Annotated in this window: 19 protein-coding genes; 8 read left to right on the top strand and 11 right to left on the bottom strand. The window is 61.3% G+C overall.

The window, feature by feature from the left end:
- Positions 1-3 precede the first annotated feature (3 nt).
- A complete protein-coding gene (rluA, locus tag QOL81_RS13865) occupies positions 4-654 on the top strand; it encodes a bifunctional tRNA pseudouridine(32) synthase/23S rRNA pseudouridine(746) synthase RluA (protein WP_147839726.1) in 651 nt (216 codons plus the stop codon).
- Positions 655-797: 143 nt separating this feature from the next.
- Here rluA and djlA read toward each other — a convergent pair whose 3' ends face one another.
- Positions 798-1,619, bottom strand: coding sequence for a co-chaperone DjlA (gene djlA / locus QOL81_RS13860; protein WP_015376627.1), 822 nt, complete (start codon positions 1,617-1,619; stop codon positions 798-800).
- Positions 1,620-1,847: 228 nt separating this feature from the next.
- On the opposite strand from djlA, the gene lptD reads away from it, so the two are divergent.
- The 6 genes from lptD to apaH all read left to right on the top strand — a co-directional run bounded on the left by lptD (position 1,848) and on the right by apaH (position 8,609).
- On the top strand, positions 1,848-4,208 hold the full coding sequence (lptD, locus tag QOL81_RS13855; protein WP_060422429.1) for an LPS assembly protein LptD: 2,361 nt from the start codon (positions 1,848-1,850) through the stop codon (positions 4,206-4,208).
- Positions 4,209-4,273: 65 nt separating this feature from the next.
- Positions 4,274-5,575: a peptidylprolyl isomerase SurA gene (gene surA / locus QOL81_RS13850; RefSeq protein ID WP_048232625.1), complete on the top strand. Its 1,302-nt coding sequence runs from the start codon at positions 4,274-4,276 to the stop codon at positions 5,573-5,575.
- Entirely contained in the window at positions 5,562-6,554 is a 993-nt protein-coding gene (gene pdxA, locus QOL81_RS13845) for a 4-hydroxythreonine-4-phosphate dehydrogenase PdxA (protein ID WP_033649277.1), read from the top strand. The genes surA and pdxA overlap by 14 nt, the downstream gene beginning before the upstream one ends.
- Positions 6,547-7,365: a 16S rRNA (adenine(1518)-N(6)/adenine(1519)-N(6))-dimethyltransferase RsmA gene (gene rsmA, locus QOL81_RS13840; protein ID WP_060422426.1), complete on the top strand. Its 819-nt coding sequence runs from the start codon at positions 6,547-6,549 to the stop codon at positions 7,363-7,365. Before pdxA ends, rsmA begins: the two co-directional genes overlap by 8 nt.
- 12 nt (positions 7,366-7,377) lie before the next feature.
- Positions 7,378-7,755 (top strand): Co2+/Mg2+ efflux facilitator ApaG/CorD, encoded by a 378-nt coding sequence (apaG, locus tag QOL81_RS13835; RefSeq protein ID WP_016929119.1) that lies wholly within the window; start codon positions 7,378-7,380, stop codon positions 7,753-7,755.
- Between the two features lie 2 nt (positions 7,756-7,757).
- Complete coding sequence (gene apaH, locus QOL81_RS13830; protein ID WP_070915014.1) at positions 7,758-8,609, top strand: bis(5'-nucleosyl)-tetraphosphatase (symmetrical) ApaH; 852 nt, start codon at positions 7,758-7,760, stop codon at positions 8,607-8,609.
- 47 nt (positions 8,610-8,656) lie between these two features.
- On the opposite strand, the gene QOL81_RS13825 is transcribed toward apaH, so the two are convergent.
- The 4 genes from QOL81_RS13825 to QOL81_RS13810 form a co-directional block, all read right to left on the bottom strand.
- On the bottom strand, positions 8,657-10,546 hold the full coding sequence (locus QOL81_RS13825) for a PhoX family protein (RefSeq protein WP_159317639.1): 1,890 nt from the start codon (positions 10,544-10,546) through the stop codon (positions 8,657-8,659).
- A gap of 180 nt (positions 10,547-10,726) precedes the next feature.
- Complete coding sequence (folA, locus tag QOL81_RS13820; protein ID WP_038873402.1) at positions 10,727-11,209, bottom strand: type 3 dihydrofolate reductase; 483 nt, start codon at positions 11,207-11,209, stop codon at positions 10,727-10,729.
- A gap of 143 nt (positions 11,210-11,352) precedes the next feature.
- Positions 11,353-11,817: a threonine/serine exporter gene (locus QOL81_RS13815; protein WP_033637072.1), complete on the bottom strand. Its 465-nt coding sequence runs from the start codon at positions 11,815-11,817 to the stop codon at positions 11,353-11,355.
- Complete coding sequence (locus tag QOL81_RS13810; RefSeq protein ID WP_060426347.1) at positions 11,814-12,614, bottom strand: threonine/serine exporter family protein; 801 nt, start codon at positions 12,612-12,614, stop codon at positions 11,814-11,816. The genes QOL81_RS13815 and QOL81_RS13810 overlap by 4 nt, the downstream gene beginning before the upstream one ends.
- 127 nt (positions 12,615-12,741) lie before the next feature.
- Between QOL81_RS13810 and QOL81_RS13805 the strand changes: the two genes are divergently transcribed.
- Entirely contained in the window at positions 12,742-13,356 is a 615-nt protein-coding gene (locus QOL81_RS13805; protein ID WP_015376619.1) for a LysE family translocator, read from the top strand.
- Between the two features lie 35 nt (positions 13,357-13,391).
- Here the strand turns inward: QOL81_RS13805 and kefC are convergent, their stop codons facing one another.
- The 6 genes from kefC to QOL81_RS13775 all read right to left on the bottom strand — a co-directional run bounded on the left by kefC (position 13,392) and on the right by QOL81_RS13775 (position 23,171).
- Positions 13,392-15,245: a glutathione-regulated potassium-efflux system protein KefC gene (gene kefC, locus QOL81_RS13800; RefSeq protein WP_169318042.1), complete on the bottom strand. Its 1,854-nt coding sequence runs from the start codon at positions 15,243-15,245 to the stop codon at positions 13,392-13,394.
- The gene (kefF, locus tag QOL81_RS13795) at positions 15,238-15,795 is read right to left on the bottom strand and encodes a glutathione-regulated potassium-efflux system oxidoreductase KefF (protein ID WP_060422413.1); all 558 of its coding nucleotides are present in this window, start codon (positions 15,793-15,795) and stop codon (positions 15,238-15,240) included. The genes kefC and kefF overlap by 8 nt, the downstream gene beginning before the upstream one ends.
- 171 nt (positions 15,796-15,966) lie before the next feature.
- Complete coding sequence (gene carB / locus QOL81_RS13790; protein ID WP_033649161.1) at positions 15,967-19,191, bottom strand: carbamoyl-phosphate synthase large subunit; 3,225 nt, start codon at positions 19,189-19,191, stop codon at positions 15,967-15,969.
- 16 nt (positions 19,192-19,207) lie between these two features.
- Positions 19,208-20,356 carry a glutamine-hydrolyzing carbamoyl-phosphate synthase small subunit gene (gene carA / locus QOL81_RS13785; RefSeq protein ID WP_048232622.1) on the bottom strand — a complete coding sequence of 383 codons (1,149 nt, stop codon included), beginning with the start codon at positions 20,354-20,356 and terminating at the stop codon, positions 19,208-19,210.
- Between the two features lie 470 nt (positions 20,357-20,826).
- Positions 20,827-21,648 (bottom strand): 4-hydroxy-tetrahydrodipicolinate reductase, encoded by an 822-nt coding sequence (gene dapB / locus QOL81_RS13780; protein ID WP_060440790.1) that lies wholly within the window; start codon positions 21,646-21,648, stop codon positions 20,827-20,829.
- A 263-nt stretch (positions 21,649-21,911) separates the two neighbouring features.
- The gene (locus QOL81_RS13775; protein WP_060440791.1) at positions 21,912-23,171 is read right to left on the bottom strand and encodes a glycosyltransferase; all 1,260 of its coding nucleotides are present in this window, start codon (positions 23,169-23,171) and stop codon (positions 21,912-21,914) included.
- Positions 23,172-23,174: the final 3 nt, after the last annotated feature.

Here is a 23,174-nt window from a genome sequence, read left to right as displayed (position 1 = left end):
AAGATGGAACCCTACAATCCCCCGCAGGACCCGCTGCACATCCTGTATCAGGATGAACACATCATGGTGGTCAACAAGCCCAGCGGCTTGCTGTCGGTGCCCGGCCGCGCGCCGGAAAACAAAGACAGCCTGATGACCCGTATTCAGGCCGATCATCCGGCCGCCGAATCGGTGCACCGGCTGGACATGGCCACCAGCGGGGTGATCGTGGTGGCGCTCAACAAGGCCGCCGAGCGTGAGCTGAAGCGTCAGTTTCGCGAACGCGAACCGAAGAAATCCTATATCGCCCGCGTTTGGGGGCATATGGAGCATGACGAAGGGTTGGTGGACTTGCCGCTGATCTGCGATTGGCCGAACCGGCCGCTGCAGAAAGTGTGTTTTGACACCGGCAAAGCGGCGCAAACGGAGTATCGGGTGCTGTCGCGCGACGCCGACGGCAGCACCCGCGTGAAGCTAACGCCGATCACCGGCCGCTCGCACCAGCTGCGGGTGCACATGCTGGCGCTGGGGCATCCGATCCTCGGCGACGGTTTCTACGCCCCGCCGGAGGCCAAGGCGATGGCGCCGCGGCTGCAGCTGCATGCGCAAGAGCTGCGCATCACCCACCCCGCCTTCCAGACGCCGATGCACTTTCGCGCCGAGCCGGATTTCTAAGCGCATCACCCAGGGATACCCTAAATAATTCGAGTTGCAGGAAGGCGGCAACTAAGCGCAGCCCCGGGAGCGTACAAAAAGTACGTGACCGGGGTAAGCGCGGGCAGCCAACACACCTGCAGCTCGAAGTATGACGGGTATCGTTATTTAAAGCCTTTCTCGCGTTTGATCAGGTCGTACGCCGCCTGAATCTCCTGCGCTTTCTGCTTGGCCATTTCCATCATCTGCGGCGGCAAGCCTTTCGCCACCAGCTTATCCGGATGGTGTTCGCTCATCAGTTTACGGTAGGCGCGTTTGATGGTGGCGGCATCGTCGCTGCTGCGCACGCCGAGCACCTTGCACGCGTCGTCGAGCGTCGGGCCGCGCTGAGCCTGCTGATAGCCGCCCTGCGAATATCCGCCCTGCTGACCGCCGCCGAACTGGCGCCCACCTTCCATCATGCTGAGGAACTGGTCGAACTGCGCGCGCGAAATACCCAGCTCCTCGGCGATGACGTACAGCACCTGGCGTTCGTTCGGGTGCAGCGAGCCGTCGGCGAACGCCGCCTGAATCTGAATTTCCAGAAACATCCGAATCAAATCGAAGCGGCCAAAACAGATGCTGCGGAACTGCTGCAGCGTCTCACGCAGCGGGAACTGACTCTGTTTGCCCTCGCGGAACGCCTGCTGCGCCGCGGTGCGCGCTTCGCCATGCAGCTGCAGGCGATCCATGAACAGGCTGGCGATCTGGATATCCGCCTCGGTAACGCGTCCTTTGGATTTGGTCAGGTGGCCCATCACCTGAAAAGTGGTGCGGAAAAACAGCGTTTGCCGCGTTTGCTGGTCGGTGAAGAACCCCCGGCTGCGCTTGTTGCTGCGCGCCGTATCGATCATATGACCGATAATCAGCCCCAGAACTACACCCCAGAATCCCGCGCCAGACCAGATGGCGACGATGACGCCGAGCAGTTTTCCCCAATACTGCATATACTCCTCAATTATCATGCCGAAAGCCGCCCACTCCCCTTCGCTTCAGGAAAGGGTGCAGGCGATTTTTCCTAGAATTTGGATTATCATACCTGTCATTTATCTTTGCGCCTAACGACGACGCAAGTAAACGGCTGGATTTAGCACTAGCGCAACGCAGATGAGTAATATAGTCTCTGACCGTTTGCCGGACATGACGCCTCTGATGACGGAACACCAAAACCGCGTATGAAAAAAAGTTTCCCAACACTGCTGGCCACGATGATTTGGACGGCACTCTACAGTCAGCATGCGCTGGCTGATCTGGCCGAGCAATGCATGCTTGGCGTTCCCGTTTACGACAAGCCTTTGGTCAGCGGCGATCCGAACAGCCAACCGGTGACGATCAATGCCGATGACTCGCGCGCCGACTACCCGAAAAGTGCCCTGTTCAGCGGCAACGTGCGCGTCGAGCAGGGCAACAGCACCCTGACCGCCAAAGAAGTTGAGCTGAACCAGACGGAAAAACCCGGCCAGACGGAGCCGGTGCGTACCGTCACCGCCACCGGCGACGTGCACTACAGCGACAATCAGATCAAACTGAAAGGCCCGAAGGCCTGGTCGAACCTGAACACCAAAGATACCGACGTCTATGAAGGCGACTACCAGATGGTAGGCCGCCAGGGGCGCGGCGACGCCGACAAGATGAAGATGCGCGGCGCCAACCGTTACACCATTCTGGAAAACGGCACCTTTACCTCCTGCCTGCCGGGCGACGACAGCTGGAGCGTGGTCGGCTCCGAAGTGATCCACGATCGCGAAGAACAGGTGGCGGAAGTGTGGAACGCCCGCTTCCGCATCGGCGGCGTGCCGGTGTTCTACAGCCCGTACCTGCAGCTGCCGGTCGGCGACAAGCGCCGTTCCGGCTTCCTGATCCCGAACGCCAAGTACGGCAGCAACAACGGCTTCGAGTTCATGTTGCCGTACTACTGGAACATCGCGCCGAACTACGACGCCACCATCACGCCGCACTATATGTCCAAGCGCGGCCTGCAGTGGCAGACCGAGTTCCGTTATCTGGTGCAGCCGGGCCTCGGCCTGATGGAGTTCGACTGGCTGCCGGACGACAAGGAATACGGCAAAGATCATGACGACAACAAACGCTGGTTGTTCTACTGGAACCACAACGGCGTCATGGATCAGGTGTGGCGCTTCAACGTCGACTATACCAAGGTCAGCGACTCTAAATACTTCACCGACCTGGACTCCAAGTACGGCTCCACCACTGACGGCTACGCCACGCAGAAATTCAGCCTCGGCTATGCCAACGAGAACTGGAACGCCACGCTGAGCTCCAAACAGTTCCAGATTTACGACGACACCGATCGTTCACAGTCGGACTCGTATAAAGTCCAGCCACAGCTGGATCTGAACTACTACAAGAACGACCTCGGCCCGTTCGACTTCCATATCTACGGTCAGGCGGCCAAGTTCACCAGCGTCAACCCATACAGCCCGGACGCCACCCGTCTGCATATGGAGCCGACGCTCAACCTGCCGTTGACCAACGGCTGGGCCAGCCTGAACACCGAAGCCAAGGTGATGGCGACCCATTACCAGCAGGATATTCCTGACGGTTTCGCCGCCAACTACCAGAGCCGTAAAGGCGTCGCTGCACCGGAACTTGATGACTCGGTCAACCGCGTACTGCCGCAGTTCAAGGTTGACGGCAAGCTGGTATTCGAACGACCGATGATCTGGGCCGAAGGCGCCACCCAGACGCTGGAGCCGCGCGTGCAGTACCTGTACGTGCCGTACCGCGACCAGAGCAACATCTACACCTACGACACCACGCTGCTGCAGACCGACTACTCCGGCCTGTTCCGCGACCGCACCTACAGCGGCCTGGATCGCATCGCTTCGCAGAACCGCGTCTCCACCGGTTTGACCACCCGCATTTATGATGACGCGCTGGTTGAACGTTTTAACGCTTCCGTGGGTCAAATCTACTACTTCAGCCGTTCGCGCACCGGCGACCAGGTAACCGGGTACGACAACAACGACGATACCGGCAGCGTGGCCTGGGCCGGCGATACCTATTGGAAAATCGACGATCGTTGGGGCCTGCGCGGCGGCCTGCAGTACGACACCCGCCTGAACAGCGTCTCGCTGGGCAACGGCGTGGTGGAATACCGCCAGGATGCCGAGCGCGTGGTGCAGCTGAACTACCGTTACGCCACGCCGGAATATATCCAGACGGCGTTGAACACCAAAACGGTTCCGGCCTTCCAGGACGGCATCTCGCAGGTGGGCATCACCGGCAGCTGGCCGATCGCCGATCGTTGGGCGGTGGTCGGGGCGTATTATTACGACACCCGCGCCAAACAATCCGCCGATCAGCTGGTGGGGCTGAAGTACAACACCTGCTGCTGGGCAGTGACCCTGGGCTATGAGCGCAAGATCACCGACTGGAACAACAGCAACAATACCAGCGTTTACGACAACAGAGTTTCGTTCAACGTCGAACTGCGCGGCCTGAGCAGCGATCATAGTCTCGGCTCCGCAGAAATGCTGCGCTCCGGCATTCTGCCGTATCAGCGCGCATTCTGACGCTTTGCAACACTTTGAAAACGAGAACTTTCACCCGCATTTGCGGATTACATAATGGGAAATGTATGAAGAACTGGAGAACGCTTATTCTCGGATTGGTGGTTTGCGCCAATGCCGCGTTCGCAGCACCCCAAGAAGTGGATAAAGTCGCCGCCGTCGTGGATAACGGCGTGGTACTCGAAAGCGACGTCAACGGTCTGTTGCAGTCAGTGAAGCTCAACGCCCAGCAGGCCGGCCAACAGCTGCCGGACGACAAGACGCTGCGCCATCAGATCATCGAACGCCTGATCATGGATAACATCCAGCTGCAGATGGCCAAGAAAATGGGCATCACCGTGTCCGACGCCGATCTGGATAAAGCGATCGCCAATATCGCCGCACAAAACAAGATGAGCGTCGATCAGCTGCGCAGCCGCCTGTCGTACGAAGGGTTGAACTACAACACCTACCGTTCGCAGATCCGCAAAGAGATGCTGATCTCCGAAGTGCGTAACAACGAAGTGCGCCGCCGCGTCACCATCCTGCCGCAGGAAGTGGACTCGCTGGCCAAACAGGTGGGCGCGCAGAACGGCAGCGACACCGAAATGAACATCAGCCACATCCTGATCCCGCTGCCGGAGAACCCGTCTCAGCAGCAGGTCGACAAAGCCGAAGAGCTGGCCAAACGCCTGGTGGGTGAGATCAACAGCGGCGCCGACTTCGGCAAGCTGGCGATCACCTACTCCGCCGACTCTCAGGCGCTGAAAGGCGGCAACATGGGCTGGGGCAAGCTGCAAGAGATCCCGACCCTGTTCGCGGAACGTCTGGTGAGCGCCAAGAAAGGCGACGTCGTCGGCCCAATCCGTTCCGGCGTCGGCTTCCACATCCTGAAAGTGAACGACATCCGCGGCGCGAGCCAGTCGGTGTCGGTTACCGAAGTGCACGCCCGTCACATCCTGCTGAAACCTTCGGTGGTGCTGACCGACGATCAGGCGCGCGCCAAGCTGCAATCCGTTGCGGAAGCGATCAAGAGCGGCCGCGCCAAGTTTGCCGACGAAGCCAAACAGCTGTCGCAGGATCCAGGTTCCGCCATGCAGGGCGGCGATCTGGGCTGGGCTTCCCCGGACATCTACGATCCGGCCTTCCGCGATGCGTTGCTGAAGCTGAGCAAGGGTGAAATCAGCGCGCCGGTCCACTCTTCCTTCGGTTGGCACCTGATCCAGCTGCTGGATACCCGCCAGGTGGATAAGACCGACGCCGCGCAAAAAGATCGCGCTTACCGCATGCTGTTCAACCGTAAGTTCGCCGAAGAAGCGCAGACCTGGATGCAGGAACAGCGCGCCCAGGCTTACGTGAAGATCCTCGATGGCAGCGATGCACAGCAATAAACGCGTCGTCATTACCCCCGGCGAACCCGCCGGGGTAGGGCCGGATTTGGTGGCAGCGCTGGCGCAACAGGATTGGCCTGTTGAGCTGGTGGTGTGCGCCGATCCGGCCCTGCTGCTTGAACGCGCCAAGCGTTTGGGCCTGCCGCTGACGCTGCGCGACTACCAGCCGCAGCAACCGGCCGAAGCGCAACGCGCCGGCACGCTGACCGTACTGCCGGTTCCGCTCGCTCACCCGGTCACCGCCGGGGAGCTCAACGTCGGCAACAGTGCCTACGTGGTGGAAACCCTGGCGCGCGCCTGCGACGGCTGCCTGAACGGCGAATTCGCTGCGCTGATCACCGGCCCGGTGAACAAGGGCGTGATCAACGACGCCGGCGTGCCGTTTATCGGCCATACCGAATTCTTTGCCGATCGCAGCCGCTGCGATCGCGTGGTGATGATGCTCGCGACCGAAGAGCTGCGCGTGGCGCTGGCGACCACCCACCTGCCGCTGCTGGCGGTGCCGGGCGCCATCACGCAACAGAGCCTGTTCGAAGTCATCCGCATCCTCGACCACGATCTGAAAACCAAATTTGGCATCGCCCGGCCGCACATTTACGTTTGCGGCCTGAATCCCCACGCCGGGGAAGGCGGCCATATGGGGCACGAAGAGATAGACACCATCATCCCGGCGCTCGACGCGCTGCGCGCTGAAGGCATCCATCTTGTCGGCCCGCTGCCGGCGGACACCCTGTTCCAGCCCAAATATCTGCAAGATGCCGATGCGGTGCTGGCGATGTATCACGATCAGGGGCTGCCGGTGCTAAAATACCAAGGGTTCGGCCGCGCGGTGAATATCACCCTCGGTTTGCCTTTCATACGCACCTCGGTCGACCACGGTACCGCTCTGGAACTGGCCGGCACCGGCACCGCCGATGTCGGCAGTTTCCAAACGGCCCTGAATCTCGCCATTAAAATGATAATTAATTGTAATGAATAACAGAGTCCACCAAGGGCACTTTGCCCGCAAACGCTTTGGACAAAACTTTTTAACCGATCAGTTTGTCATCGATAGCATTGTCTCCGCCATTCACCCGCAGCCGGGCGAAGCGGTGGTCGAGATCGGCCCCGGCCTCGGCGCCCTGACCGAGCCGGTCGGCGCACGCATGGACCGCATGACGGTGATCGAACTGGACCGCGATCTGGCCACCCGGCTGGAGAACCACCCGCGGCTGAAAGACAAGCTGACCATCCACCAGCAGGACGCCATGACGGTGAATTTCGCCGAACTGGCCGAGGAAGCTGGCCAACCGCTGCGCGTATTTGGTAACCTGCCGTACAATATTTCGACGCCGCTGATGTTCCACCTTTTCAGCTATACTCAGGCAATCCGCGACATGCACTTTATGTTGCAAAAAGAGGTGGTCAACCGTCTGGTGGCCGGCCCGAACAGCAAGGCCTACGGGCGTTTGACCGTGATGGCGCAGTACTACTGCAACGTCATTCCGGTGCTGGAAGTGCCGCCGACCGCGTTCGCGCCGCCGCCGAAGGTCGATTCCGCCGTGGTGCGCCTGGTGCCGCACAGCGTGCTGCCGAACCCGGTGGGCGACGTGCGCATGCTGAGCCGCATCACCACGCAGGCGTTCAACCAGCGGCGGAAAACCATCCGCAATAGCCTGGGCGACCTGTTCACACCGGAGCAGCTGACGGAACTGGGCGTCGATCCTTCGCTCAGAGCAGAAAACATTTCTGTGGCGCAGTACTGCAAGCTGGCGAACTGGCTGTCAGCCAATCCGACGCCGCAGCAATAAGGAGTTGTTGTCATGATTGATTCGCCCCGCGTGTGTATTCAGGTTCAGAGCATCTATGTGGAATCACAGTCGATCCCTGAAGAAGAGCGTTACGTCTTCGCCTATACCATCACTATCCGCAATCTGGGGCGGACCGACGTGCAACTGCTGGGCCGTTACTGGCTGATCACCAACAGCAACGGCCGCCAAACCGAAGTTCAGGGCGAAGGCGTGATCGGCGAACAGCCTGTCATTCCGCCCGGCGGAGAGTTTCAGTACACCAGCGGCGCCATTCTGGAAACGCCGCTGGGCACCATGGAAGGCCATTACGAAATGGTGGACCATCAGGGTCAACCGTTCCGCACCGCTATTCCCGTGTTTCGCTTAGCCATTCCAACGCTGATCCATTAATTATGTCGACATACCTTATCGGCGACGTTCACGGCTGTTACGATGAACTGAAGTCGCTGCTGGCTCAGGCTGCTTTCGATCCCGAGCGCGATCGGCTGTGGCTGACCGGCGATCTGGTGGCGCGCGGCCCCGCCTCGCTGGACGTGCTGCGCTTCGTGCGCTCGCTCGGCCCGGCGGTGCGCATGGTGCTGGGCAACCACGATCTGCACCTGCTGGCGGTCTACGCTGGCATCAGCCGCAACAAGCCCAAAGATCGCATCACCCCGCTGCTGGAGGCACCGGACGCCGACGAGCTGATCAACTGGCTGCGTCGCCAACCGGTGCTGCAGGTGGACGATGAGCAAAAGCTGGTGATGGCGCACGCCGGCATCACCCCGCAGTGGGATATCGACACCGCGAAAATGTGCGCGCGCGAAGTGGAAGCGGTATTGAGCAGCGACAGCTACCCGCTGTTTCTCGACGCCATGTACGGCGACATGCCGAACAACTGGGCGCCGGAACTGAGCGGCCTGGCGCGCCTGCGTTTCAGCACCAATGCGCTCACGCGCATGCGCTACTGCTTCCCCAACGGCCAGCTCGACATGATCTGCAAAGATGCGCCGGGCACCGCGCCGGCGCCGCTGAAGCCGTGGTTCGAGCTGCCGCGCCTGGTGGATCCGGAATACACCATCGTCTTCGGTCACTGGGCCTCGCTGGAAGGCAAGGGCACGCCGGAAGGCGTGATCGGGCTGGATACCGGCTGCTGCTGGGGCGGCGATCTGACGATGCTGCGCTGGGAAGACCGCCGTTACTTCACACAGCCCGCCAACCGTGGCGAAGCGCCTGACCACGCCGGCAGACTGGCCGCGTCCTGAAAACAAACATAAAGGCGGCCCAGGCCGCCTTGGTTCTCTTTACCGCCTTACGCCCCAATCACCCCGCCATCTTCACGCGTGATCATCAATACCGATGAACGCGGGCGCGGGCTGTTGTTCGGGAAGTGCGAATCGCCCTCTTCTCCCGGATGCTGCACGTTGACGAACATCGTCTTGTAGTCCGGAGTGAAGGTGATGCCGGTCAGTTCGCAGGACTTCGGCCCCACCATGAAACGGCGAATTTCGCCGCTGACCGGATCGCCCACCAGCATCTGGTTGTTGCCCTGCCCGACGTAATCCCCCTTGTTGCTGTACTTGCCGTCGGTGAGGATCCACAGGCGGCCGGCGCGATCGAAGCCCAGCCCGTCCGGGCTGTTGAACGTGTTGTCCGCCGTGATGTTCGGCGTGCCGCGGTTGACGCCTTCCGGGTGGGCAATCGGGTTGCCACACAGCGCATACATGTCCCAGGCAAAGGTGCCGGCGGTGGCGTCACCGCCTTCGTCCCAGCGAATGATCTGGCCATAGATATTGTTCGGCCGCGGGTTGGCGGCGTTCAGCGGCATCCCTTCCTCACCGCGCTTACTGTTGTTGGTCAGCGTGCAGTAAGCGCGGCCGTCATGCGGGTTCACCGCGATCCACTCCGGACGATCCATTTTGGTGGCGCCGACCTGCTGCGCCGCCTTGCGGGCGAAGATCAGCACTTCGGCCTCATCGCGGAAGCCGTTCTCCGGCGTCAGGCCGTTCTTGCCGAACTCGAGCGCAATCCAGCGCCCTTTGCCCTTCAGCGGCTTGCCGGCGTCGTCGCCGTCGAACTGCGCCACGTACAGCGTTCCCTCGTCCAGCAGCGTGCGATTGTTGGCCGGGTTGGCGGCATCTACCACGCCTTTGGAAACGTACTTATAGATATGCTCGCCGCGCTCGTCGTCCCCCATGTACACCACCAGGCGGCCATCTTTGGCCACGGTCACCGCCGCATTTTCATGCTTAAAGCGGCCCAGCGCGGTGTGCTTGATGGGCGTCGAAGTCGGATTCAGCGGATCGATCTCCACGATCCAGCCGTGGCGGTTAAATTCGTTGGGGTTCTTCGCCACGTCGAAGCGCTCGTCATAGTCCGGCCAGTTACGCTCCGGCTCGCTGACCTTCAACGTGTAGCGCTTCTGTTCCGGCGTGGTTGGGTAATCGGCCTGACGGGTGCCGAAGTAGGTATCGAAGTTTTCTTCGCAGGTCAGGTAAGTGCCCCACGGCGTCTTGCCGTTGGCGCAGTTGCCGAAGGTGCCCAGCACCTTGCGTCCGCTCGGATCGGCGGCGGTCTGCAGCAGCGGATGCCCGGCGGCCGGGCCGCTGAACTGCATGTCGGTGTTGGCGGTGATGCGGCGGTTATAGCGCGACGGGCGCTCTACTTCCCAACGCTGGCCGTCGCCGACGCGCTTTACCGCCACGATGGAAACACCGTGCGCCGCCTGGGATTTACGCACCTCTTCCAGGCTGGTGGCCTTGGTGCCGCCGTGGGCGAACAGGTATTGCTCGTTGACGTATTCGTTATTGATGGCCATCACGCCGTGGCGATCGTCGATCGGGAAGAAACTCATGCCGTCGTTATTGTCGCCGAACTGTTTTTCCTGATCGGCGGCGCTGTTGTTGCCCTGCGGATCGAAGGCCGGTGCGCCATCCACCAGCGGCTCCCCCCAGGAGATCAGCACCTCCGCACGGTAGCCCGGTGCGATGGTCACCTCGTCGGCGGTAGAGGCGGCGATGCCCTGAAAGCCCAGCAGTTTGTTCGGCGGCAGATCCTCGGCCAACGCCTCGGCGGAGACCGACCAGATGCCGCCGCCGAGAAAGCCGGCCAGGCCGACGGCGCCGGCGCTGCCGAGCAGCAGTTTGCGGCGAGTGGGATCGATCAGGCGGTCGGCGTCTAATTGCTCAATTTGCTTGGTCATAGCGTGGTTACCTTTTTAGTTATGGCGCCGCGGTCAAGATTCACCAGAGTTGCCGGGGCGCTCGGAGTTGGGCTTCATACTAATCAGGTAATGTGACGGAAAGGTTACGGACGACTGGCGCAAAAAGGCCGGGGGCGCAATTGCTTGCGCCCCCGGGGAGAGTTGGCTAACGCGCTGAAATCAGCGGCGCTGCAGGATCTCGAAGCAGTAGCTGTGCGAGTTCAGATCGTCAGCGTCGTGGAACTCGCTGAACGTGGTTTCCCACTCGTCCGGCTCGTAATCCGGGAAGTGGGTATCGCCGCCGACCTCGGCGTCGATGTGCGTCAGGTACAGGCGATCGGCGCGCGGCAGCAGCTGGGTATAGATACGCCCACCGCCGATCACCATCACTTCTTCCACGTCGCCGGCGGCGGCCAGCGCTTCATCCATCGAGGTCACCCAGGTCACCCCGGCTTCGCTGCCCGGACGGCTGCTCAAAACGATATTGTGGCGGCCCGGCAGCGGGCGGCCGATGGACTCGAAGGTCTTGCGGCCCATAATAACCGGCTTATTCAACGTGTTGCGTTTAAACCACGCAAGGTCCGCCGGCAGGTGCCACGGCATGGCGTTTTCCATGCCAATAACGCGATCCGCCGCCAAGGCAGCGATCAGGCTGATAATCATTGTTTAACCCTGTGTAGGCAGCAAAATTGGTGACACTATACGTAAAGGCCTGAGTGCCGTCGATAGGCTAATCAAGCAAGATGAATATATAAGATAGCTCTTATCAGCATATCTAATAACCAACGATCTCCCGCCGGGAAATTTCACACGCCGGGGCGTTTGCGGTACAGCCACAGACCCGGCAGCGACAGGCCGATCGACAACGCACCGACGATGAAACTGGCCTTGAGGAAGTTGGTGATCATGGTCTCCATCAAGGCTTCGCTGTAGCCCAAATGTGAGATCTCTACCACAGTTATCATCGCGGTATAGGCGGAAATGCCGGGGAACATCGGGATCACCGCCGCCACGGTGAACACCTTCGGGTGCGCCAGCAGCCAGCGCGACCAGTAGATACCGATGATACCGATCAGGATCGCCGCCAGCAGCGAGGCCCACTCGATGTTCATGCCGCCGTGCATCATCAGCATGCGCGAACCGCGCCCGATGGCCCCAAGCAACGCGCAATAACGCAGCGCGCGCAGCGGCACGTTGAACACCATGGCGAAGCCCAGCGCCGGCACCGCCGCCAACAACATCTCCTGCAACAAGGCCCACAGCAGACTCATGACCACCCCCGCAGATCCCACAGCGACATCGCCATCACCACCCCGATGCAGGTCGCCAGCGTCAGCAGGCTGGCCATCGCCCAGCGCGCCAGCCCGGTATTGACGTGCCCCTTGAACATATCGGCCACCGCGTTGATCAGCGGGAAGCCCGGCACCAGCAACAGCACGCTGGCGGCCATCGCCACGCTCGAGGTGTCCTTAAACGCCGGCAGGCGCAGCAGCAGCCCGGAGATCGACGTCGCGACAAACGCCGTCAGGCAAAAATTGATCAGCGGATTCATATGGCGGGCGGTGAGAATTTGGCGCACCAGCATCGCCGTGCCGCTGGCGATAAAGGTCACCAGGAAGGCGTCAGCGCCGCCACCGTTGAGCATGCTGAAGCACCCGCAGGACAACCCCACCATCAGCACCACCAGCCAGCGCGGGTAGCGCAACGGCCGGATCCGGTCAAAACGGCGCGCCACGTCGTGCGCATCCGCCAGGTGGTGCTCGGCGAGGATCACGATATGCTGCACTTCGGTCACCACCTGCATATTGATGCCGCGATCGACGTTCTTGCGGGTGGTGGTCAGACAGGCGCCGTGGCTGAGGGTGGTCAACACCACCGCATTGGCGGAGATCGAGCTTTCCACGCTGTCCATCCCCAGCGCCAGCCCCAGGCGGGTCGACAGCTGTTCCACCACCGTGCTCTCAGCGCCGTGCTGCAACAGCAGCAGCGCGCATTGAATGCACAGGCGGGTTATTTCACGCTGTTGCCGGTGCGGTTCCGGCATGTCTGTGGCGTTAGTCTGCTGCATAGGGCTCCGTCGCTGGCGGTAGATGAATAATTATCATAGAGCCTAACAATACCTCATTGGGTTGATGCGCATCAGAGGAAGCGGCGTTATTATCGCCAGAACTCTGTCTTTTGCGCGAGACGCTCCCATGCTTGAAACTTCGCTGTTCGTCGCCGGCATTGCCGCCCTCGGCATGCTCTCCCCCGGCCCGGATTTTTTCCTGGTGATCAAAAACGCCGCCCGCTATCCGCGGCTGGCCGCCATGATGACCGCCTTTGGCGTGATCTGCGGCGTCGCTACCCACATGTCCTACTGCGTCGCCGGGCTGGCGGTGGTGATCACCACCACGCCGTGGTTGTTCAACCTGCTGAAATACGCCGGGGCGGTGTATCTGGTGTGGATCGGCATCCAGGCGCTGCTGTCGCGCGGCGGCGGTAAGATGAACGTCAGCAATCTGCCGCAGCAGCAGGTCAGCCTGAAGAGCGCCTTTGCGCAAGGCTACCTGTGCAACCTGCTGAACCCGAAAGCCACCCTGTTCTTCCTGGCGGTATTCACCCAGGTGCTGCAGATCGATTCCGGCCTGGGCGACAAGCTGTGGTACGCGGGGATTATTCTCGGCCTGTCGGTCATCTGGTGGCCGCTGCTGGTGTTCCTGATCCAGAGCGGGCCGGTGCGCCGCGGGTTGGAAAAGACCCAGAAGATCGTCGACAAGCTGCTGGGCGGTATGCTGATCGCCTTGGGCATCAAGGTCGCACTGAGCTAAGCAAAAAAAGGGGCGCCGATCTGGCGCCCCTACTCTTATCCTTTAGCTTCCACCACTTCATCCTCCGGCGCCTTGCCGTCGATACTGCCGCGCCAGCCGGTCTGCTGCACCCGCGCCAGCCGATTCTGATCCTGCTCGATGGCCGCGCTGAGCATCTCCTTGGCCCGCTGCAGGCTGGCGATGCGGAACTCGGTGTCCTGATAATTCTCCAGCGTGTCTTCCAGCATCTTCAGGTTATAGCGGCGGAACGTATCCGCCTTCTCGCGCGCCTCATAGGCGTCCAGCCCCAGCAGCTCAAGCGTTTCACGGCCGATGCGCAGTGAGCTTTCAAAGGTTTCGCGCTCCGGTTTTTCCACCCCCAGCTGCCGCAGCTGATACCAGTGATCGACGTCGCGCGCTCGCGCCACCACCTTCAGATGCGGGAAGTGCTGCCTGGCCAGCTCGGTTAACGCCAGGCTGTCTTCCACGTCGTCGATGGCGTTGATCAGCACCTTGGCGTTGGCGGCGCCGGCGGCCTCCAGCAAATCGGCGCGCGTGGCGTCGCCGTAGAACACCTTGGTGTCGAATTTGCGCAGCGTCTCGATATGGTCCGGATCGTGATCCAGTACCACGGTGTGTACGCCGTTGGCCAACAGCAAGCGGCCGGCGATCTGACCGAAACGGCCGAAGCCGGCGATGATCACGCTGGCATTCTCGTCGTCGATAACGTCAGCCGGGCGCTCCTCTTTCGGCGCATTTTTCTCCAGCTGCGCGGCGATCACCAGCAGCAGCGGCGTGGCCGCCATCGACAGCGCCACCGCCAGCGTCAGCGACTTGGCCCATTCGACCGGCAGGACGCCGGCCAGCTGCGCGGCGCTGAAGATCACGAAGGCGAATTCACTGCCCTGCCCCAGCAGAATGGCGAACAGGCCGCGCTGGCGCTTCGGCACGCCGAGCAGCGGCCCAATCAGCCACAGCAGCGCCGCCTTGATCAGCATAAAGCCCAGCAGCAGCGAGGCGATCAGCAGCGGGTGATGGAACAGCGTGCCGAAGTCGATCGACATGCCGACGCCGATAAAGAACAGCCCCAGCAGCAGCCCCTTGAACGGCTGAATATCGCTCTCCAGCGCGTGGCGGTATTCCGAGCTCGCCAACAGCACCCCGGCGAGGAATGCCCCCATCGCCATCGACAGCCCGGCCATCTCCAGCAGGATGCCGAAACCGAACACCAGGAACAGCGCCACGGCGCTGAACACCTCGCGCATGCCCGAACGAGCGACGAAGTGCAGCAGCGGGCGGGTGACGTAGCGGCCGAGCAGTATCACTATCGTCAACGCGCCCACCACCTTGGCCGCCGACAGCACGAAAGCGCCCAGCGTGGTGGTGGCGCCGCTGCTGGCCAGCAGCGGGATCATCGCCACCAGCGGGATCGCCGCGATATCCTGGAACAGCAGCACCGCAAATGCGCTGCGGCCGATCGGCGACGGCGTCAGGTTGCGTTCGCTCATCGCCTGCATGGCGATGGCGGTGGATGAGAGCGCCAGCGTCAGGCCAATCAACAGCGCCACCTTCCAGTTGAGGCCCAGGAAGTAACAGAAGGCGCTCAGCGCCAGGCCGCAGCCCACCATCTGAATGCTGCCGCCGCCGAACACCGAGGCGCGCAGCGTCCACAGCCGCTTGGGATCCAGCTCCAGGCCGATGATAAACAGCATCAGCACCACGCCGATCTCGGCGAAGGTCAGGATCGACTCGGCATCCGACACCAGCTTCAGCCCCCAGGGGCCAATGATGCAGCCGGCAATCAGGTAGCCGAGCACCGAGCCCAGCCCCAGTCGCACCGCGATCGGCACAAACAGCGCGGCGGAGCCGAGGTAGATCAGCCCCTCGATCATCATGTGGTGGTTATCCATGGCTGGCCTCCCGTGTTTCCGCTTCGGCATGTTCCATCAGGTAGTCAACCAACCGCTGCCGGTAGGCTTCGCCGGCGGCGAGCAGCGCCGGTTCGTTGCAGGTAAAGGTGTTATGCAGAGCGAAAAAAGGCTGCCAGTTCATGCCGCAGTAAATCGCCGTGGCCTGCAGCGGCTGCGCCAGCGCGGCGAAGTTGGGAAAGTCGCCCAGCTCGAAGTGGTGCTCGTCGCCGCCGCTGGTCACCGCCCACAGGCAGTCTTTCCCCACCAGCGCGTTGCCGTCGTGGCCGTAGGCCCAGCCGTGCTCCAGCACTTTGTCGATCCACAGCTTCAACAGCGGCGGGAAGCTGTACCACTGCATCGGATGCTGCAGCACCACCAGGTCGGCGCGCTCCAGCGCCCGCTGCTCGGCGTTGATGTCGATATTGAAATCGGGGTACAGCTCATACAGCGAGCGCACCTCTACCTCGGGGAGATCCCTCACCGCCTGCAGCAGGCGCTGGTTGGCATGCGAATGCCGGGGATACGGGTGAGCATAAATTATCAGAATCATTGTTATCGTCGTTCCTTCGTTCCTTGCCAATACACCAAGCATATACCAATCACACAGGGTGACAGTTTGCCCACTGATTGATAGCGGAAATTTTTAACGCCAGCCGACAAATTCGCTGAATAAAAAAGGGCGCTGCATCTGCAGCGCCCCTGGCGTAGCGTTATCGCGCGGTTATTTGCCGATGCGCGCGTGCATTTCCTGCACCGACGTGACCTGCTCGGTCGGATCCGCTTTCAGCGCCATCGCGGTGGCAAAGCCGCCGTTCAGCGTGGTGTCGTAGTGCACCTTGTACTGCAGGGCGCTGCGGCGAATCAGCTTGGAGTCTTCAATCGCCTGACGGCCGGCCGTGGTGTTGACAATGTAGGTGTACTCGCCGTTCTTGATACGGTCCTGAATGTGCGGACGCCCTTCGTGCACCTTGTTGACCAGGCGCGGGTTGATGCCCGCTTCGCCCAGCACCACCGCGGTGCCGTGGGTGGCGTCCAGCTCGAAGCCCTGCTTCAGCAGGCTGGCGGCCAAATCGACCACGCGAGCCTTGTCGCCTTCACGCACCGACAGCAGCGCGCGGCCCTGCTTTTTCATGCCCGAGTTACTGCCCAGCATCGCTTTGGAGAAGGCTTCCGCGAAAGTGCGGCCCACGCCCATCACTTCCCCGGTAGAGCGCATTTCCGGCCCCAGAATCGGGTCGACGCCCGGGAATTTGTTGAACGGCAGCACCACCTCTTTTACCGAGTAGTACGGCGGGATAATTTCTTCGGTCACGCCCTGCTCAACCAGCGTTTTGCCCGCCATCACGCGCGCGGCCACTTTGGCCAACGGCACGCCGGTCGCTTTGGACACGAACGGCACGGTACGCGCGGCGCGCGGGTTCACTTCAATCAGGTAGACTTCGTTGTCTTTCACCGCGAACTGCACGTTCATCAGGCCGCGTACCTGCAGCTCGAACGCCAGTTTTTCCACCTGGCGACGCATCACGTCCTGAATTTCCTGGCTCAGGGTGTACGCCGGCAGCGAACACGCGGAGTCGCCGGAGTGCACGCCCGCCTGCTCGATGTGCTCCATGATGCCGCCAATCAGCACGCGCTCGCCGTCGCAGATGGCGTCGACGTCCACTTCCACCGCGTCGTCCAGGAAGCGGTCCAGCAGCACCGGCGCATCGTTGGACACGCTGACCGCAGTCTGGAAGTAACGGCGCAGGTCGGTTTCGTCATAGACGATCTCCATCGCCCGGCCGCCCAGCACGTAGGAAGGGCGCACCACCAGCGGATAGCCGATGCCCGCCGCCTTCTCCACCGCCTGCTCGATGGCGGTGACGGTGGCGTTGGCCGGCTGCTTCAGGCCCAGACGGTTGACCGCCTGCTGGAAGCGCTCGCGGTCTTCGGCGCGGTCAATGGCATCCGGGCTGGTGCCGATGATCGGCACGCCCGCAGCTTCCAGCTCGCGCGCCAGCTTCAGCGGGGTCTGGCCGCCGTACTGCACGATCACGCCCTTCGGCTTCTCGATGCGCACGATTTCCAGCACGTCTTCCAGGGTCACCGGCTCAAAGTACAGACGGTCGGAGGTGTCGTAGTCGGTGGAGACGGTTTCCGGGTTACAGTTGACCATGATGGTCTCGTAGCCGTCTTCGCGCAGCGCCAGCGAGGCGTGCACGCAGCAGTAGTCGAACTCGATGCCCTGGCCGATACGGTTCGGCCCGCCGCCCAGCACCATCACTTTCGGCCGGTCGTTGGTCGGGTTGGACTCGCACTCTTCTTCATAGGTGGAGTACATGTAGGCGGTGTCGGTGGCGAATTCCGCCGCGCAGGTATCCACGCGCTTGTACACCGGATGCAGGCCGTGGCTGTGGCGCAGCTTGCGAATTTCGCTCTCGGCGACGCCGGCCAGCTTGGCCAGACGCGCATCGGCGAAGCCCTTGCGTTTCAGGGTGCGCAGGAACGCTTTGTTCAGGCCGTTGATGCCCGCGTCGGCCACCTGCTCTTCCAAGCGCACCAGCTCTTCAATCTGCACCAGGAACCAGCGGTCGACGTTGGTCAGGTTGAAGACGCCGTCAACCGACAAACCGGCGCGGAAGGCGTCGGCGATGTACCAGATGCGGTCAGAGCCGGCGTCTTTCAGCTCGCGGCGGATCTTGGTCAGCGCTTCCGGATCGTCCAGGCTGACTTTCGGGTCGAAGCCGGTAGCGCCCACTTCCAGGCCGCGCAGCGCTTTTTGCAGCGACTCCTGCTGGGTGCGGCCGATGGCCATCACTTCGCCGACCGACTTCATCTGGGTGGTCAGGCGATCGTTGGCGCCGGCGAACTTCTCGAAGTTGAAGCGCGGGATCTTGGTCACGACGTAGTCGATGGACGGTTCGAACGATGCCGGGGTGCGGCCGCCGGTGATGTCGTTCATCAGCTCATCGAGGGTGTAGCCCACCGCCAGCTTGGCGGCGATCTTGGCGATAGGGAAGCCGGTGGCTTTCGACGCCAGCGCCGAAGAGCGCGACACGCGCGGGTTCATTTCGATAACGATCAGGCGGCCGGTTTTCGGGTTGACCGAGAACTGCACGTTGGAGCCGCCGGTTTCGACGCCGATCTCACGCAGCACCGCCATCGAAGCGTTGCGCATGATTTGGTATTCCTTGTCGGTCAAGGTCTGGGCCGGTGCGACGGTGATCGAGTCGCCGGTGTGGATGCCCATCGCGTCGAAGTTTTCGATGGAGCAGACGATGATGCAGTTGTCGTTCTTATCACGCACCACCTCCATCTCGTACTCTTTCCAACCGATCAACGATTCATCGATCAGCAGCTCGTTGGTCGGCGACAGGTCCAGACCGCGTTCGCAGATCTCTTCGAACTCTTCACGGTTGTAGGCGATGCCGCCGCCGGTGCCGCCCATGGTAAAGGAAGGGCGGATGATGCACGGGAAGCCGACGTCAGCGGCTACCGCCAGCGCTTCTTCCATGGTGTGCGCAATGCCGGAACGCGCGGTGTCCAGACCGATTTTCTTCATCGCCACGTCGAAACGGCGACGGTCTTCAGCCTTGTCGATCGCATCGGCCGTCGCGCCGATCATGGTAACGCCGAACTCGGCCAGCACACCCTGACGCTCCAGCTCCAGCGCGCAGTTCAGCGCCGTCTGGCCGCCCATGGTCGGCAGCACCGCATCCGGGCGCTCTTTTTCGATGATCTTGCGCACCACTTCCCAGTGGATCGGCTCGATATAGGTCGCATCGGCCATTTCCGGGTCGGTCATGATGGTCGCCGGGTTGGAGTTGACCAGAATGACGCGGTAACCCTCTTCGCGCAGCGCTTTACACGCCTGGGCACCCGAGTAGTCGAACTCACACGCCTGGCCGATAACGATCGGGCCAGCGCCGAGGATCAGGATGCTTTTTATGTCTGTACGTTTTGGCATTTTTTACTGCTCCTGATTATTTGGCGTTAGAACGGTAAGTCTCAATCAGTTCGATGAAGTGATCGAACAGCGGCGCGGCATCGTGCGGGCCTGGGCTGGCTTCCGGGTGACCCTGGAAGCTGAACGCCGCTTTGTCGGTGCGGTGAATGCCCTGCACCGTGTGGTCGAACAGCGATTTGTGCGTGACGCGCAGGTTCGCCGGCAGGTTGTTTTCATCGACGGCGAAGCCGTGGTTCTGCGCGGTGATCATCACGGTGTTGTTATCCAGATCCTTCACCGGGTGGTTGCCGCCGTGGTGGCCGAGCTTCATCTTCATGGTTTTCGCCCCGCTGGCCAGCGCCAGCAGCTGGTGGCCCAGGCAGATGCCGAACACCGGAATGTCGGTTTCCAGGAACTGTTTGATGGCGGCGATGGCGTAGTCGCATGGCTCCGGATCGCCCGGGCCGTTGGACAGGAAGATGCCGTCCGGATTCATTTTCAGCACCTCGTCGGCCGGGGTCTGCGCCGGCACCACGGTCAGGCGGCAGCCGCGATCCACCAGCATGCGCAGGATGTTGCGCTTGGCGCCGTAGTCGTAAGCCACCACGTGGAACGGCAGTTCCGCGGCGGTTTTGGCTTCAGGCAGGTCGCCTTCAAGCGTCCAGCTGCCTTGCTGCCAGCTGTAGGCTTCTTGGGTGGTGACCTCTTTCGCCAGATCCATGCCCTTCAACCCCGGGAAACCTTGCGCCTTGGCCAGGGCCAGCGCGGCGTCCGGCGAGTCGGCGGCGATGATGCAGCCGTTCTGGGCGCCCTTCTCGCGCAGCAGGCGGGTTAATTTACGGGTATCGATATCGGCGATTGCCACGATGTTGTGACGCTTGAGGTAGTCGGACAGGCTTTCTTCGTTGCGGTAGTTGCTGGCGATCAGCGGGAGGTCACGAATGACGAGGCCTTGGGCGTGTACTGCGGAGGATTCTTCGTCGGAAGCATTGGTGCCGACATTGCCGATATGAGGATAAGTAAGAGTAACGATCTGGCGGGAATAGGAAGGATCAGTGAGGATTTCTTGATAACCGGTCATCGACGTATTGAAGACCACTTCCCCCACTGCCGTTCCCTCTGCCCCGATGGCCCGACCGTGGAATTGGGTTCCGTCTTCCAGAACCAATAGCGCTGACTTTATCAAAACATCCTCCGAGGAATAATCAATCACAATATTTGCATATTAATTCAGATATCGCGATCTAAATCAATGCAAAAACCGTCCGCGAGGCCAATTTTTGGCAAATTGGGCGCATTTTAATGATGAGTGTCCGGCTTGTCTACCCAAACTGCCGTTTTTTGTTTTATTTTTGCAGTTCTCGCCGCTCATGCGGCTTGAGCGGCGATAAAAACACAGAAAACCGGGGCTAGAAAACGGTTGCGAGGCTGAATGACGAAAAATGGCGCCAGAATGGGCTCCAAAAGACGCTGAAATAAGATCTGGTGGATAAAAACGGGATGATCAGCAAGGTAAACACCAATAAATAACAACCAATGAAACAAAAACACACCAACACTTCATTTTTCATGTTAAAAAAAAGGACAATAAAATTATTGTCCGATTATCATAGCATTATGATCAATACAACCACATCACGATGGTATGCAAATTAATTATAATTGGTCCAGATTCAGCACATCACGCATATCAAACAGACCTTTATCCCGGTTATGCAACCAGGCAGCCGCACGCACCGCGCCGCTGGCAAAAGTCATCCGGCTGGAGGCCTTATGGGTAATTTCCACCCGTTCACCGATGTCGGCGAACATCGCGGTGTGCTCGCCGACGATGTCGCCGGCGCGAATGGTGGCAAAGCCGATGCTTTTCGGATCGCGTTCGCCGGTATGGCCTTCGCGCGCATAGACCGCGCAGCTTTTCAGGTCGCGCCCCAGCGCGCCGGCGATCGCTTCGCCCATGGCCAACGCCGTGCCCGACGGCGCATCCACTTTGTGGCGGTGGTGCGCCTCAACGATTTCGATATCGGTATAGTCGCCCATCACCTGCGCGGCCTTCTCCAGCAGTTTCAACACCAGGTTGACGCCGACGCTGAAGTTGGCGGCGAACACGATGCCGATATGCTGCGCCGCATCGCGGATCGCCTGTTTGCCGGCGTCATCGAAGCCGGTAGTGCCAATCACCATCGCCTTGTGGTGCGCCACGCAAAAATCCAGGTAACCCCGGGTGCTTTCCGGGCGGGTGAAGTCGATCAAAATATCGAACTCGTTCACCACCTTCTCCAGACTGTCGCTCACCTTGACGCCCAGCGCGCCGATGCCCGCCAGTTCGCCGGCGTCGACGCCGACCAGGCTGGAACCCGGGCGCGACAACGCCGCCCCCAACACCACGCCTTCCGCCTGCTGCACCGCCTGGATCAATTGACGGCCCATCCGGCCGCCGGCGCCCGCAATCGCAATGCGGATTTGTGAATCACTCATACTTGCTCTCTTCTTGATTTGACGCCTATCCCATTAGGCTATCGATTCAGGGTAACCGCCCCGCCTCAGCGTCGCCAGAGGATTCATTTCATAATTAGAAAATTATGATATTCCTCCGTTCTCATCAGCGGCGCTGTCGTGAGATTAACATTCAACCGATTTGGCGGCCTGCGACGATTGTACATAATCATGCAGTTTCCATGGCAAAAAAATGCAGAAAAAAGGCGCCGAAAACGGCGCCAGAGGAAGGAAGAACGGCGAGGTCAGGCGGTAATGGCGGCCACTTCGTTGGCGATCGCCGTCAGCGCGTCGTGGCGGGCATAGTCCTCACGCACCAGCGCCGCGCGTTGCCGATAGATCGGCTGTTGCAGAATGCGCGTCGCCGCCGCCAGGATCTGTTCGGCGGTCGGCGTGCTGGTGTGCAGGCTGATGCCGCAGCCGGCGGCCACCACGCGCGCGGCCGCCTCCAGCTTGTCCTCGCCGGTGCCGGCGACGATCAGCGGCACGCCGCTGTCCAGCGCATAGTTGATCGAGCCGTAACCGCCGTTGGTGATCAGCAGCGCCGTCTCCGGCAGCCAGCGTTCGAAGGAGATGAACTCCCGCACTCTGGCATTGCCCGGCAGTGCCTCCATCAGCCCTTCCGTCGCCCGTCCGCCGGTCGTGGCCAGCACTCGCACCGGCAAATGCGCCAGCGCTTGCAGCGTCGGTACGATCAGCTGATGCAGATCGACATTGGCCAGCGTGCCCTGTGTCACAATCACCAACGGCCGACGGTCATCCGTCTCCCACAGCGTCTCTTCCGCCGCCGGCTGGCCGCCGCTGCGCAGCGGGCCGACGAAGCGCACGCCGCTCGGCAGATCGTCACGCTCATATTCCAGCGCCGTGGTAGCCAGCTGCAGGAAACGCTCGCAGCCGCCGATCAGCGCGTCGGTGAATGGGCGATCCAGCGCCCGCCCGCCCGCCTGCACCAGCGCGGTATCGAAGCTCTGCTGTACTTCATCGAGCAGCACGCGCGTTTCTTCATCCACCAGCTGCTCACGGGTCAACGCCTGTGGCAGCAGCGCCGGCGGGATACGCGGGCCATAAAAAATAGCATCGCGCGAAGAATACGACAGCGGCGTAACGCCGATACCGAAGACCGGCGGCCGCTCGGCGGACTGCAGCAGCGGCAGCACGCCGTAGAAGCAGTTCTCCACCATCAGCAGATCGGTCTTTTCGGCGGCGATCGCCGCCCGCAGCTGCCGATCCAGCAGCGGGATCGGTGCGGCGAAGAAATCCTTCAGCGCCAGCGCCATCTGCGCATTGCCCGGCGGCAGCGCGGCGCGCGCCGGAAAGTGCTCTTCCAGGTGGCGATAGTCGAAATCTACCTGCGCGTCGAACGGCACGAAGTTCGCGCCCGCCGCCTCGGCGCGTTCGCGAAACAGCGCGCCGGTCATCACCCGCACCTGATGCCCTTGGGCAATCAGGTGGCGAGCGATGGCTAACATCGGGTAAACGTGCCCCGGAGTGGCGACCGCCGCCATCAG

This window comes from Serratia sp. CC22-02 (assembly GCF_900182895.1).
Taxonomy (GTDB): domain Bacteria; phylum Pseudomonadota; class Gammaproteobacteria; order Enterobacterales; family Enterobacteriaceae; genus Serratia; species Serratia nevei.
The sequence above is the reverse complement of the archived record's forward strand: the minus strand, read 5'-3'. Positions and strand labels throughout refer to the sequence as shown.

What these genes read in the sequence shown, in the direction of transcription:
- rluA (WP_147839726.1), top strand. Translation starts at nt 4, where the DNA reads ATGGAACCCTACAATCCCCCGCAGGACCCGCTGCACATCCTGTATCAG.
- djlA (WP_015376627.1), bottom strand. Translation starts at nt 1,619, where the DNA reads ATGCAGTATTGGGGAAAACTGCTCGGCGTCATCGTCGCCATCTGGTCT.
- lptD (WP_060422429.1), top strand. Translation starts at nt 1,848, where the DNA reads ATGAAAAAAAGTTTCCCAACACTGCTGGCCACGATGATTTGGACGGCA.
- surA (WP_048232625.1), top strand. Translation starts at nt 4,274, where the DNA reads ATGAAGAACTGGAGAACGCTTATTCTCGGATTGGTGGTTTGCGCCAAT.
- pdxA (WP_033649277.1), top strand. Translation starts at nt 5,562, where the DNA reads ATGCACAGCAATAAACGCGTCGTCATTACCCCCGGCGAACCCGCCGGG.
- rsmA (WP_060422426.1), top strand. Translation starts at nt 6,547, where the DNA reads ATGAATAACAGAGTCCACCAAGGGCACTTTGCCCGCAAACGCTTTGGA.
- apaG (WP_016929119.1), top strand. Translation starts at nt 7,378, where the DNA reads ATGATTGATTCGCCCCGCGTGTGTATTCAGGTTCAGAGCATCTATGTG.
- apaH (WP_070915014.1), top strand. Translation starts at nt 7,758, where the DNA reads ATGTCGACATACCTTATCGGCGACGTTCACGGCTGTTACGATGAACTG.
- QOL81_RS13825 (WP_159317639.1), bottom strand. Translation starts at nt 10,546, where the DNA reads ATGACCAAGCAAATTGAGCAATTAGACGCCGACCGCCTGATCGATCCC.
- folA (WP_038873402.1), bottom strand. Translation starts at nt 11,209, where the DNA reads ATGATTATCAGCCTGATCGCTGCCTTGGCGGCGGATCGCGTTATTGGC.
- QOL81_RS13815 (WP_033637072.1), bottom strand. Translation starts at nt 11,817, where the DNA reads ATGAGTCTGCTGTGGGCCTTGTTGCAGGAGATGTTGTTGGCGGCGGTG.
- QOL81_RS13810 (WP_060426347.1), bottom strand. Translation starts at nt 12,614, where the DNA reads ATGCAGCAGACTAACGCCACAGACATGCCGGAACCGCACCGGCAACAG.
- QOL81_RS13805 (WP_015376619.1), top strand. Translation starts at nt 12,742, where the DNA reads ATGCTTGAAACTTCGCTGTTCGTCGCCGGCATTGCCGCCCTCGGCATG.
- kefC (WP_169318042.1), bottom strand. Translation starts at nt 15,245, where the DNA reads ATGGATAACCACCACATGATGATCGAGGGGCTGATCTACCTCGGCTCC.
- kefF (WP_060422413.1), bottom strand. Translation starts at nt 15,795, where the DNA reads ATGATTCTGATAATTTATGCTCACCCGTATCCCCGGCATTCGCATGCC.
- carB (WP_033649161.1), bottom strand. Translation starts at nt 19,191, where the DNA reads ATGCCAAAACGTACAGACATAAAAAGCATCCTGATCCTCGGCGCTGGC.
- dapB (WP_060440790.1), bottom strand. Translation starts at nt 21,648, where the DNA reads ATGAGTGATTCACAAATCCGCATTGCGATTGCGGGCGCCGGCGGCCGG.
- QOL81_RS13775 (WP_060440791.1), bottom strand. Translation starts at nt 23,171, where the DNA reads ATGGCGGCGGTCGCCACTCCGGGGCACGTTTACCCGATGTTAGCCATC.